General features: G+C 66.7%; 11 protein-coding genes. All 11 read left to right on the top strand.

Annotated elements, in window-relative coordinates; all coding sequences use genetic code 11:
- Window positions 1-7: 7 nt before the first annotated feature.
- From VN779_RS00985 to VN779_RS00935, 11 genes are read left to right on the top strand one after another with little or no spacing between them, the layout of a single operon-like run.
- Entirely contained in the window at window positions 8-844 is an 837-nt protein-coding gene (locus VN779_RS00985) for a glycosyltransferase family 2 protein (RefSeq protein ID WP_325719177.1), read from the top strand.
- Window positions 841-1719 (top strand): ATP-grasp fold amidoligase family protein, encoded by an 879-nt coding sequence (locus tag VN779_RS00980; RefSeq protein ID WP_325719175.1) that lies wholly within the window; start codon window positions 841-843, stop codon window positions 1717-1719. Before VN779_RS00985 ends, VN779_RS00980 begins: the two co-directional genes overlap by 4 nt.
- Window positions 1720-1758: 39 nt before the next feature.
- On the top strand, window positions 1759-2688 hold the full coding sequence (gene dapF, locus VN779_RS00975) for a diaminopimelate epimerase (protein WP_325719173.1): 930 nt from the start codon (window positions 1759-1761) through the stop codon (window positions 2686-2688).
- A complete protein-coding gene (locus VN779_RS00970; protein ID WP_325719171.1) occupies window positions 2681-3856 on the top strand; it encodes a glycosyltransferase in 1176 nt (391 codons plus the stop codon). The genes dapF and VN779_RS00970 overlap by 8 nt, the downstream gene beginning before the upstream one ends.
- Entirely contained in the window at window positions 3853-5211 is a 1359-nt protein-coding gene (locus tag VN779_RS00965; protein WP_325719169.1) for a hypothetical protein, read from the top strand. The genes VN779_RS00970 and VN779_RS00965 overlap by 4 nt, the downstream gene beginning before the upstream one ends.
- Window positions 5211-6182, top strand: coding sequence for an NAD-dependent epimerase/dehydratase family protein (locus VN779_RS00960; protein ID WP_325719167.1), 972 nt, complete (start codon window positions 5211-5213; stop codon window positions 6180-6182). The genes VN779_RS00965 and VN779_RS00960 overlap by 1 nt, the downstream gene beginning before the upstream one ends.
- Complete coding sequence (locus VN779_RS00955; protein ID WP_325719165.1) at window positions 6179-7255, top strand: glycosyltransferase family 4 protein; 1077 nt, start codon at window positions 6179-6181, stop codon at window positions 7253-7255. Before VN779_RS00960 ends, VN779_RS00955 begins: the two co-directional genes overlap by 4 nt.
- Window positions 7252-8424, top strand: a complete 1173-nt coding sequence (locus VN779_RS00950; protein ID WP_325719163.1) for a glycosyltransferase family 4 protein — start codon at window positions 7252-7254, stop codon at window positions 8422-8424. The genes VN779_RS00955 and VN779_RS00950 overlap by 4 nt, the downstream gene beginning before the upstream one ends.
- A gap of 11 nt (window positions 8425-8435) precedes the next feature.
- Window positions 8436-10379: a hypothetical protein gene (locus VN779_RS00945; RefSeq protein WP_325719162.1), complete on the top strand. Its 1944-nt coding sequence runs from the start codon at window positions 8436-8438 to the stop codon at window positions 10377-10379.
- Between the two features lie 20 nt (window positions 10380-10399).
- Window positions 10400-11119 carry a hypothetical protein gene (locus VN779_RS00940; protein WP_325719161.1) on the top strand — a complete coding sequence of 240 codons (720 nt, stop codon included), beginning with the start codon at window positions 10400-10402 and terminating at the stop codon, window positions 11117-11119.
- A gap of 9 nt (window positions 11120-11128) precedes the next feature.
- A complete protein-coding gene (locus tag VN779_RS00935) occupies window positions 11129-12676 on the top strand; it encodes a hypothetical protein (protein ID WP_325719159.1) in 1548 nt (515 codons plus the stop codon).
- Window positions 12677-12881: the final 205 nt, after the last annotated feature.

Raw genomic sequence — 12881 nt, 5'->3', positions numbered from 1 at the left:
GGGGAGCATGACAAATCAGGTACATCTACCTGCGTGCTGGCCAAGTGTTTCCGTGGTCATCCCGGCCTTGAATGAGGCCCGGAACCTGCCCCACGTATTCGCCCGGCTCCCGGGCGGACTTCACGAAGTCATCGTGGTGGACGGTCATTCGGTCGACAACACCTGTGCGGTCGCACGCCGGTTGCTGCCGGACGCCCGGATCATCACGCAGACCCGCGGCGGGAAGGGCAACGCTCTCGCCTGCGGGTTCGCGGCCGCCACCGGCCAGATCATCGTCATGCTCGACGCGGACGGATCAGCCGACGCCGGCGAGATTCCCGCCTTCGTCCAGGTTCTGCTGGACGGCGCGGACTTCGCGAAGGGAAGCAGGTTCGCGCCAGGCGGCGGAAGCAGCGACCTCACTCGGCTGCGCACGGTGGGCAATCGGGCGCTGATGGCCTTGGTGAATCAGGCTTATGGCACGGCGTATACGGATCTGTGCTACGGCTTCAACGTCTTCTGGCGGCGTCATCTGCCGGTGCTGAGGCTCGATTCGACCACGCCGTCTCCAGACGGCGCGCAGCGGTTGTGGGGTGACGGTTTCGAGATCGAGACCCTCATCGCGATACGCGTCACCGTGGCGCGCCTCGCGGTCGTCGAGGTGCCCAGCTTTGAGCATTCCCGGATCCATGGCACGAGCAATCTCACCGCGTTCAGCGACGGTCTGCGTGTGCTGCGCACGATTTTCACGGAACGCCGCGCCCGCAACGCGGCCGCCAGGAGCGCACCTGGTCAATTCGGCAAAACCGAGCTACCGGAGGAGGTCGCATCATTTCAGGGACCAAGGTCACGGGAGGCGGAGTGATCAACAACACCATGAGCAGCGTTGCGCAGAGCGTGCGCGCAGCCGCGGGCTCAATGGTTTACCGCTTGCCCGTCGGTGTGGAACGACGGCTGCTCTTCGCCTACTACCACCGCAAGCTCCCGCATTTCAGCAAACCGGTGACTTTCAGCGACAAGGTCAACTGGCGGATATTGAACGATCGCAGGCCACTGCTCGAATGGACCTGCGACAAGCTGGCGATGAAGGATTACGCCGGGAATGCGGGATTGGCGTCCCTTCGCGTTCCACATACGATCTGGTCCGGCTCGGATATCAGCGACCTGAGCGCGCTCAACCTGCCTGAGCACTGGGTGCTCAAACCAAATCACCGCTCCGGGCTGATCTACTTCGGCAGCGGGGCGGCCGATGTGCCTAAGCTTGCGACCGTCACGGCGACTTGGCTCGATTCCTTCGAGTCGAGCAAGCTGCGCGAATGGGCCTATGCCACGGCCCGGCCGATGTTCCTGATCGAGGAATTGCTCGGGCCGCCGGGATCGCCGCCGCCGGACTACAAGATCTTCGTCTTCGACGGCAAGCCGGATCTCATCGAGATGGTGAACCGGTACGACGGGAATCAGCAGCGGCTGTATCGGGCGGACTGGTCGCCACTGGAGGTGCTGTACGGGCCGCAGGGAATCGCGCCGGTCGCGCCACGACCGCCGGACTTGGACCTGATGCTGGATATCGCCAGGCAGCTCGGTGAACCATTCGATTTCATCCGCGTCGACCTTTACGCCTTCGATGGATCGATCGTCTTCGGCGAACTCACGCCCTATCCGTGCGGCGGCCTTGAGCGTTTCCAGCCGGCCTCGTTCGATGCCGAGCTCGGGGCGAAATGGCAACTACCCACCTTGTGACGGGACTCGGATAAACCTGCTGCCGGTAAGGAACCTGACATGTTTTACGTGGACCGCCATGCCCTACAGGCGGACTATGCCGACGTGCTCCTGCGCGGCGTTCCCGGGCTCGACGTTCGACAGCTGATTTTCTCGGTCATGCACGGCAACGGCAACGTGATCCTGGTCGTGGACGAGACACTCAGCGGCCTGTCCTCCGACGAGATCGGAAGCGACCTCGCGCGGGAACTGTGCGAGGCGTTCACGGCGGTCAGCGTGGATGGAATCGCCTTCGTGCGCGCCGCCGAAGAGCCGATCCGGATGACTTACTTCGACCGGGACGGCACAAACGCGACAATGTGCGGCAATGCCCTGCGATGCGTGACTCAATACGCAGACGAGCGCGGTTATCTGCGCGGCGACACGGACGTCATCATGACCGACGACGGACCGAAGTGGGTGTCAGCCGGCGAAGGCGCCGTCCGCGTCGCGCTCGGAGCCGGCCGGGAATTCCAGCGCGTTACCGCCCACCAGTACTTCGCGTTCAGCGGCGTGGCGCACCTGGTCGTGTTGCTAGACGATAGCCAGGACCTTGACGCTATCGACGTCAAAACTGTGGGCGCCGCACTGCGCTACGACGAGGAACTGTGTCTCCGGCTCAATCACCCGGAGGGCCTGCACGTGGACTTCATGCAGCGATACGAGGACGGCGTGCGCATCCGCACGTACGAGGTCGGTGTGGAGGACGAAACGCGGGCCTGTGGCACCGGATCCGCCGCATCCGCATACGTCGCGAGCCGTGTCTGGGGCCTGCCATACCCGATCCGCGTCGTCGTCCAGGAAGGCGAGATACAGGTCGAGGAGACCGACCACGGGCTCGTCATCAGCGGAAGCACCGGTCACCTCTTCGGCAATATCCCACCGCTCGACGCACCGATTCCCGGGCGCGCATCGGAACCCGCTTTGGCAGTCGGCGGCACCGGTGGCTGAACCCAGACGTGTATGCGTTGTCGGCCCCGGAACGCGCTTTCTATCCGGCATCACGTACTACACGTACTCCCTGATCGAGGCGCTTAGCGAGGCAGGGCACCAGTGCTCGGCCGTGCTGATCCGCAACCTGGTGCCCGCACGCTTCTATCCGGGCCGAGCCCGAGTGGGCGGTGCTCTGACGCAGCTGAGCCTGCCGCCGAACGTGCCGCGCGTCGACGGGGTCGACTGGTACTGGGGCCGGTCGCTGGTGCGCGCCGTCGCGTTCCTACGCAGGGAGCGGCCGCAGGTCCTCGTTTTGCAGTGGTGGACCGGCGCGGTGCTGCACACCTACCTGGTGCTGGCCATCGTCGCGCGACTGCACGGAGCCAGGGTCGTCGTAGAGTTTCATGAAGCCCAGGACGTCGGCGAAGCCCGCCTGCCGTTCGTCGGTCGCTACATGGACGTGCTCGGTCGCAGTCTGCTCAGGCTCTCGGCAAGGCAACTGGTCCACTCGCAGTTCGATCTCGGCCTGGTCAAGAGCCGCTACGGCGTGAGCGAAAGCGTCGAACTCGTCCCGCACGCCGGATACGACTACCTCCCTTCTCGGCCACCGCTCAGGCCAGCCGCACCCGACGTAGTCAACCTGCTGTATTTCGGCGTCATCCGGCCGTTTAAGGGAACTGAGGACCTCGTCGCGGCCCTGGACCTGCTCGGCGCAGCCGGCTACGAGTCACAGTTCTGGCTCACCTTGGTGGGCGAGACCTGGGAGGGCTGGGACCTGCCGAACCGCCTGATCGCCGCCTCGCCGCACCGCGATCGCATCACGTTCGTCAATCGCTACGTCACCGATGCCGAAGCGGCCGGGTACTTCGCCGGCGCCGATGTCGTCGTGTTGCCGTATCACCGCTCTTCGTCGTCCGGACCGCTCCAGATCGCGATGGCCGCGGGGCTTCCGGTAGTAGCCACGAGGGTCGGCGGTCTGATCGAGGCCACCGCCAACTACCCCGGCGCGGTGCTGGTCGATCCAGCCGATCCTGCATCGCTGGCGGAGGGAATCCGCCTCGCGGCCAAGCTCGCCGGCCAGCGCTTCGAGGGCGTGACCACCTGGTCTGACACGGCCCGCAGCTACACGGAGTTGTTCGACGCGATGTTGTCGGATCCGATGCTGTCCGACGCGGCGCTGCCGTGACGCTGCTGCGAACGCTCGTGCCCGCGGGGCGCCAGAAATTCAGCTCCCTGCATCGCGGCCGCGCCAGGGACCCGCTGGTCATGAACTCGTTCTATCTGACGGCGACGACGGTCGTGACGTCGTTGCTCGGATACGTCTTCTGGACGGTGGCCGCGCGCAGGTATCCCGCTTCCGCGATCGGCGAGGCCGGCGCGGGCGTCTCGGCCATGGCCTTCGGGTCACTGCTGGGTGCCCTCGGCGGATCAATGGCCGTACTCGCCGAATTGCCCGGCAAACGCAAGCCACGCGAGTGGTCAGCCACCATCACCGCCCCACTCGTGTTCACCTCGGCCACGTCGGCGGTAACCGCTGTGGTCACCGTCGCAGTCCTGGCGCAGGCAGGACATTCGGCGTTCCTGTACCGGGACGGTTGGTGGGTGGCGGCGTTTGTCATCGGCGTGGTGGCGACGACCGCGTTCCAGGTGTTGGAGAGCGTCTGGGTGGCCGAGCGGCAGGGGATCTGGTTCCTCGGCTCCAGCACCGCCTTCGCCGTGGTCAAACTGGCGCTCGTCGTCTTGCCGCTCTTCGCGGCGTTCGGGGCCGTCGGCATCCTGTGGGCTTGGTCGGCGGTTCTGGCGGCAACCACCGTGGGCTGCTTGCTGGTGCTGGTCCGCCGATACGGTTACCGGCCGCGCCTGGCCGGCTTGCCCCGGCAAGTCTGGTCGATGCGGGAAAGCCTCGCCGGCAACTACGTGATCAGCGTGGGCGATCAGGTGACGCTCTACGCGGTCCCGGTGATCGTCGCGCTGAAGGCTTCTCCGGAAGCCGCGGGCTGGTTTTACGTGGCGTGGAAAATCGGCGGCTTCTACGCGGTTTTCGCATCAGCGGTCGGGACGTCCACCTTTGCCGAGGGCAGCCATCGTCCGCACCGGGTGCGGTCGCTGGCTTGGGCCGGGATGAAGATGATTCTTCCGCTCATGGCCCTGGGCGCCGCGGTCACGATTTTCGCCGGCCGCCTGATCTTGCACGTCTTCGGCGCGCAGTACTCAGCTCACTCATACACGCTTCTCGTGCTGCTGTCGTTGGGGGCCTTTCCCGACGCGGTGGTCACGATTTACCGCGGTGTGCTTCGGGTGCACAAGCGGTACCGCACCGCGGCGGCTATTTGCTGGGCGGTGTCCATTTCCCGGCTCGTCCTGACCGCGCTGGCGCTGGGCTGGTGGGGCATCGCCGGCGCGGGTTGGGCGTGGCTGGCCACGCAGACGGCCGGCGCGATCTGGTGCGCGGTGGACCTGGCCGTGCACCGCGACGTAGTCGAAGCCCCGGCTGAAGTCAGCACAGCACAAATCAACACAGTGTCGAAGGAGAATGCGTGATGCGGTGTCTGGTGACTGGCGGCTGCGGCTTTTTGGGCTCGGCGCTGGTACGTCATCTGCTGGCGGAGTCATGCGAGGTAGTCGTAGTCGATGACTTATCCCGGGGCTCACGCGAGAACCTGGGAGCGGACCTGGATCGGGTTTCCGTGATTGAGCAGGACGTTACGACCGACCTGAGCCGGATCTTCACCTCCTGCCAACCCGAGGCCGTGTTCCATTTGGCGGCACTGCACTTCATTCCCGAGTGCGACGCGGACCCGGCGCGCTGCCTGCGGGTGAACGTCGACGGCACGCGATCCGTAGTGGAAGCCGCGGCCGGTCTTCGCCGCCCTCCCTCGCTCGTGTTGGCCTCCTCGGCCGCGGTTTACGCGCCGTCCGACGGGCCTCATCAAGAGCAGCAGGACTCAGTCGGACCGATCGACGTCTACGGATACTCCAAGCTCTGGGCCGAGGAGCTGGCCGCCGATTTCGCAAGCCGTACCGGGAGCGCAGTGGGAATCGCCCGGCTTTTCAACGTCTTCGGCCCCGGCGAGACCAACGCGCATTTCATTCCCAGCATCATCTCCCAGATGAAGGCCGGGGAATCGGTCCGGCTCGGCAATCTCTCGACCAAGCGGGACTACGTGTTCGTAGATGACGTCGCGGACGCACTGCTGCGACTGGCCCGGTACTGCGGAGACGGACGCAGCGTCAACGAACAGCACGCGACGGTGAACATCGGAAGTGGCAGAGCCTACTCGGGTTACGAGGTGCTGGCGGCCCTGGCCTCGTTGATGGTGGGAACTGACGCACCGTCCAGCGTAGACCCGGTCGTCGACCCGAGTCGGCTTCGCCCGGTTGACCGACCCTCCCTATTGGCTGATCCGACGCTGGCGCAGAAATTGCTGGACTGGGCACCGCGCACATCCCTCGCCGAGGGTCTGCGGGCCGCTTGGGACCGCCCGGTGGGCGCGGGGCTGATGCCGGCATGAGAATCGCCATGGTTTCGGCGCACTACGCCCCGTTCACCGGGGGCGTCGAGTCTCACGTCGAGGAGATCGCCAAACGGCTGGCCGCGCAGGGTGAAACCGTCGAAGTCCTCACCCATCACGACGATCCCGGCCTTCCCAACACCGAACTGCGCGAGGGCGTTTTGGTGCGGCGACACAAGGTGCCGGTGCCAAGCAAGCACTTCGGGGTGTCCCCGGCGGTATGGGCAACACTGCGGCGGGAGCGGCATCGCTACGACGTGGTCCACGCGCACGGCTACCATTCCGCCGCTCCCCTGGCCGCCACGATGGCCGGCGCCTCGCCCCTTGTCTTTACCCCGCACTACCACGGCACCGGTCACTCGCCGCTGCGTAAGGCCATCCACGTCCCGTACCGCGCAGCGGGGGCTGCGATAGCGGCTCGCTCGAAGCGCATCATCTGTGTATCGCGCGCCGAGGCCGACCTCTTCCTGAACCATTTTCCCTCGGCCACGCCGCGCGTCACAGTCATTCCCAACGGCGCTGACTTGCGACGGATCGAGGCGGCCGAGCCGTTCCGCCAGGCAGGGCCGGTAGTCATCACCGGCGGCCGGCTCCAGTCCTACAAGCAGATCGATCGCATCGTCGAGGCCATGGCGCTGACAGCGCCCGACCTGCGCTTGGTAGTCACCGGGGACGGACCCGAACGCAGTGCCCTCGAAGCACTCGCCGCCGAGCGCGCCGTGCGGGAGAAGGTCGACTTCATCGGCCGCGTGGACACCGATGTGCTGTATCGCTGGTACGCGACCGCCGACGTGTTCTGCTCTATGTCGTCGAACGAGGCGATGCCGGTCACCATCCTGGAACTGCTGGCGGCAGGCGCCCGGGTAGTCGCTTCGGACATCCCGGCGCACCGCGATATCCGCGACCGCACTGCGGGGGCGATCACCTTGGTGCCCCTCGACGCCGACCCGGGGGTTCTGGCCGCTGCCCTTGGGCGCGCCCTGGAGCAGTCGCCCGAGGCCGCGCAGCACATCCCGACCTGGGACGAAGTGACGACGCAGACCCTTGATGTGTACCGCGGACTCGCACGATGACCGGACGACCGGTGCGGGTGTTGTACTGGTTCACCCAGCCCACCCCGTACGCGGTGGCGCGCTTCAACGCGGCCGTCGAGCGTCCGGAGCTCGACTTGCATGCTGTGTTCTCGCAGGTACGCGAGCCGGACCGGTCTTGGGCCGTGGACGAGTCGGCGTGGAAGTTCCCCGCGAGCTACCTCGGGCGGATCAAGGTACCGGTGCGCGAGCTGCGTCGGCTGCGCCCTGACGTGTTCATCCTGGAGTACGACCGCTGGAACCTGGCCTTGGGCGCGGTGATCGGCTTCGCGACCGCACAGCGCGTGGCGTTCCGGGTGCTGCCCAACTTCGAAGCCTGGTCGACGCGCACGTGGTGGCGGGAACTCGGCAAGAACGTGCTTTTCAAAGCGGTCGACGGGGCCAAGGTTCCCGGTCCGGACGGCGCCGCGCTGGCCAGCAGGTACGGGCTACCGCGGGAGCGCACCAGCGTAGTGACACAATCGATCGACGTGGCGCACTACGGCCGAGGCCGCGGCATGTCGGCGACCGAGCGGCAGCGGCGCCGTGATGCGCTGGGACTGACCGGGTGCGTCTTCCTATACGTCGGAAGAGTGTGGGCGGGCAAGGGACTGGACGAGTTGTTCGCCGCTTACCGGCAGGTGCGGGCGGTCCGCGATGATGTCAGCTTACTGATCGTCGGCGATGGCGTGGACTATGACCGCTACTTCGGCCAGGAGTCGGCCACGCCCGGTGTCGCGTTCGCGGGGTTCGTCCAGCCGGCTGATCTTCCGGAGTGGTACGCCTTCTGCGACGCCCTCGTCTTCCCCACCCACGGCGATCCCAACGGCCTGGTGGTGGAGGAAGCACTAGCAGCCGGCCTGCCGGTGATCGTCTCCGACGCGGCCGGCGATATCAGGGACCGTGTTCCGGATTCCGTCGGCCGGGTGTTCCCGGTAGGCGACGCCGACGCCTTGGCTCAAACTATGGATGCCCTGGCCGAACCGTCCCTGCGCGATCCATTGGCTCGCCAGGCGCCGGCGTGGGTCGCGTGGAAGAACGACGAACGATACGCCGAGGATCTTGCCCGTTTCGCTCGCGAGCTGATGGCCAGGCCGCGCAGGAGGACTCGCGACCGCGCCGCCTGCGCGGCTATCGGCCGACTGCTGGCCGCGACCTGGCGAGCGCGGTAGGGCGGATAACGGTGTCTACGAGCACTGCGGCCGTGCCCGACGAAGGGGCCTATCCCCTCCCGGCGCCCGATGCGATGCGCGCACGACCGGCCGCCCGCGCGATGGGGCTCGCCATCGGCTCGGCCTTCGTGGCTGACGGCGCCGGGGTGGTCCTCTTGGCCGTTGCCGACGCGCGATCCCGGTCCGGGGCGTCCGGCAGCTATCTGCTGTTCTGGGCCGGGCTGGCCCTTATCTTCGCGCCGAGCGCCGGGGTGCTCCTGTTGTCCCGGTGCACGAGACAGACGCGACTCGGCGTGGCCTTGGGCTTCGGGCTCGCGCTGTACCTGGCGAAGGTCGTGTATGAGCCGACGGCGTTCACCTTTCACGACGAGTTCGCGCACTACCGCAATGCCGCCAACCTGCTGTCATCCGGGCAGCTCTTCGGTTACAACCCGCTGATTCGCGCCACGGGCTACTATCCGGGCCTGGCCGTAGCGACGGACGCCATGGCGCACCTGACCGGGCTCTCCGCTTACACCTGCGGTCTGATCCTCATCGGCTGCGCGCGGCTGGTACTGGTCGGGGCGCTGTTCCTGCTCGTCGATGAGCTGCTCGGGTCTTCCCGAGCCGCTGGGGTGGCCGTCCTCGTGTACGCGGCCGGACCCAACTTCCTCTACTGGGACGCCCAGTACGGCTACGAGTCGCTGGCTCTGCCTCTAGCGGTGCTCACTGTCTTCTTCCTGGCCCGGCGCAACGGCCGGCCGCCGAGTACCCAAGCCGTCCTGTGCAGCTTGGCGGTAGCGCTCGCCGTGGTGGCCACTCACCACATCACCGCCTGGGTGCTGGCTGCGCTGCTCCTCGCGTGGGCCGTGGCCGTGTGGCTGCGTAATTCCCGCTCGCGATCGCGCGCTGGCTCTGGCTCCCGCTCGCGCTTTCGCCGCAATGCTGACGGCACATCAGCGGGAGCAGGAGCAGCTGCCGAGTTCGTGCCTAAGCTCCCGGCTTCGGTGACTACCGGCGCTGCCGTGGCGTGGTTGTTTGTCGTGGCGCCGATTACCATCGGCTACCTGAGCCCAGTGGTGACGCGTGCCGCCGTTCAAGGCTTCCAGCTCGTCGTCGAGTTCCACACGTCACGCACGCTGTTCGCGAACACCGGCCAGGCCGCGACGGCTCCAGAGTGGGAGCGGGTTGCTGCTATTGCTGGCACCCTGGCCATCCTCGTCTCCCTTCCACTAGCCCTTTACCGCAGCAGGCGATCCGGCCTGCCCGCGATCGCCAAGCTGCTGGCGTGGTCGTCACTGGGCTGGGTGGCGCTGCTTCCGCTGCGGTTCACGGCCGGCGGCCAGGAGACGGCGAACCGTTCCTCCGAGTTTCTATATCTGGGCATCGCGCTCTGCTTCGGTCTCCTGCTGGAGCCGTTCCTCGATGCGTCCCGATGGCGGCGGATGCTCGCCCTCTGTCTTGTCGCCCTGCTGTTCGTCGGCGGCATTTCGGTTTCCTGGAACTATGCGCAGCGGCTGGCTCCGGACTACCGGCTAACGAACGGATCGGCCGCGGTGACTCCAGACGATCAAGCGCTCGCTCGATGGATGCTCGCCACGCTCGGCCCGGGTCACCGGATCGCGACGGACAACCAGACCGGGCTGGCGCTTGGTTCGATCGGTCGCCAGGATGTGCTTTCCTCGGCCGAGGACGGCTCACGGATCTGGTCGATTTTCTATCCGCCGACGGTCACCGGTGACGTACTGGCCGAGCTGCGCCGGTCGGCGGTTCAGTATGTGGTCGTGCAGCGCGACGTCCTCGATTTGCCGACCGGAGTGACCCGTTTCGACGACTCTGAGCCGGCGCTGTACTACGACTCGGCGCTGTCCGGCGCGTCGCTTGCCAAATTCGATACGAGCCCTGTGTTCCGGGAGATCTACGCGGCTGGGTCTCTGCGCGTGTACCAGGTCGCCGACTCAGCGGGAGGGCAGTGACGGTGACGGCAAGAAGACTGATGACGGCGCGTGAGCACGCATTTGCGGCGAGCTGTTCAGCTGTCGCCATCGCCTCTTCCAGCGTGATCTGCGCTTCATCGGCGGGTCTGCTCAAGCAGATCGCGGGCCTAGTCCTGATCAGCGCTTTTGCCTGCGCCGTGTGGTTCATCCGGCGCGATCGATTCGATGCGATCGTGCCGGCCGCCGGTCTGACGCTGAGCTTCCTGATCCTGGCGGGGCTCGCGCTCGCCGCCGGTCACGTCCTGAGCGCTATCCCCGTGGCGCTCGCGCTGGCATTCGTCACCCTCGCCGCCGTCTGGTTCGGTGCCTCCTCCCCCGCACCTCGGCTCGCAGGACGCGGGTCATGGTTCAAGCGGCCGAAGCTGAACGCGCTCGCCGCCGCCGGTGTCCTGATCTTCGCAGTCGCGGCGGTTCTGGCCGTTCACTACTCCGCGGCCAGCGCCACGACCGATGCTGATGGAGCGTCATCCATCGCGATTTGGGCTTATCCGTCAGGCGATCGGCTCCATGTCGGCGTGGCGCAGCCTGCCGGGCACCGCGCGGCCTCGGTGCGGATCGTCGTGACCCACGCGGGAGCCACTGTCGCGACGTGGGACAACATTCGCCTCGCTCCCGGCCAGACCTGGGAAGCGCCCGCGCTCACCGCGAGCGGGCCCGGTCCCGTCCAGGTGCTCGCGCTGCACGACGGCATCGTCGTCGCCAGCGTGTCGAGTCAGTGACGGCAACCCATGAAATACGGCTACCACAGCACCCGCAGCAAGCTCGGGCTGCGCATTGCCCTGACAATCGCCATGATCGCGGCGGTCGTGTCCGTATCAGCGCCGTCCAGCCCCGCAATCGCGCCGCCCCACAGCCACACCGACAGTTCCGCGTCCGGCCTGGCCCGATATCTGCGCGCCATCCACCTCGTGAACTACTTCCCGTCCGATGCCGGGTGGCAGTACATGTGGACGCGATGGAATCCGCAGCAGATCGATGACGATTTCGCAGTTATGGCCAGCATGGGAGCGAATGCCGTCCGAGTCACGGTGTTCCCAGAGGTCATGGGATTCCCAACGCCAAGTCCGGTCATGCAATCCCGTCTCGCGCAGATGGTCGACATAGCCGGCGAGCACGGGCTCAAGGTACAGCTTTCCCTGTTTGATCAATTCACTGATTTCGCGGATATCTCAGGCAGCCTGACCTGGGCGCACGACCTGCTTAAACCCTTGGGCGAAGATGCACGCATAGCGTTCATCGACTTGCGCAATGAACTCGACGCCCCGTCGACAATGGGCAACGCGGAGATCTATCGGTGGCTGGACGCGCTGATTCCCGCGGTTAAACGCGACGCGCCCGGTGTCCCGGTCACCCTCTCGGTAACCACGCCCACGCACATTTCCGCCCTGCGCGCCGCGCTCCGGGTTGAGCCCGACTTCTGGGACCTGCACTACTACGCGTCCGACGGGCTCGCCTACCCGGCCATGGACGAAGCGATCCAGGCCGCGGACCCGCAGCCGGTCTTCGTCGGAGAAACGGGCTTCGCCACGGCGGCAACCGGCTCGCCACCCGGTCTGCCAGCCGGAGAGGCGTCGCTGGAGGCGTATCAGGCGCATTACTACCAAGTGGTCGAGCAGGCCGCGCTCTCGCTCGGTCTCGGCGCTGCCGCGCCGTGGTCCCTGTACGACTTCACTCAGGCCGCCATCCCGAGTCGGCAGCAGCCCGACCAGTACGCCTTCGGGCTTCTGCGCAGCGACGGGACGCCGAAGCCCGCGGCCGCCGTCATCAGTCGGCTCTTCCGCACCGGAAGCGTCAGTGACGATGACAACAGCGACTTCTCGCAGGCAGTGGCAACACCCCAAGGCGAACTCCCGGCGATCTGGCGTCTGTGGGAACCCGATCAGGCTCACTTCGCGCTGGACCCGGACGTCGGCCACGGCGCGCGCGGAGGGTCGGCCCGCATCTCGGACAGTGGTGGCTCCGACGCCAGCATGCCTGCCTTCTACACCGTCCCCGTTCGACCGCAGATAACGCCGGGATGCCAGTACCGCGTGACGGCCTGGGTCCGCGGAGAACGCGCGACCGGGACGAGCGTCGTCAACGTCAGCTGGTTCGACAGTCGCGGCGTGTTCATCAGCGGCTCCGACTCCGCCCGCCTCAAGCCGGGCGACACCGGCTGGACCGAACTGGAAGCGACCGGCACGGCCCCGCCCTCGGCCGCCTTCGCGGAGATCTGGCTCAAGAGCGCGCGCAATTCCGGCACCGTGTGGTTTGATGACGTGACCTGGACGCAGTGACAAAGCCTGAGCACGAGCAGCAGGGTGATGAGGGTGCGTGGTGGACATCATCCGGTGGCTGCTGGTCTGCCGGTGCGGCCACGAGCGAAGCGCCCATGAGCACCACCGCAGGGGCAGCGACTGCGCGCTCTGCGATTGCCCACGCTGGTCGCGCCAGCTCCGATTCTTCGCAGCCTCCGGCCGGTAGCGCAGGTTCGCCACCGCC

Origin of the sequence: Actinocrinis sp. (genome assembly GCF_035605935.1) — a bacterium.
In the GTDB taxonomy this organism is placed as follows: domain Bacteria; phylum Actinomycetota; class Actinomycetes; order Streptomycetales; family Catenulisporaceae; genus Actinocrinis.
Note: the sequence above shows the minus strand (reverse complement) of the source record. Positions and strands in the feature narration are given on the sequence as shown.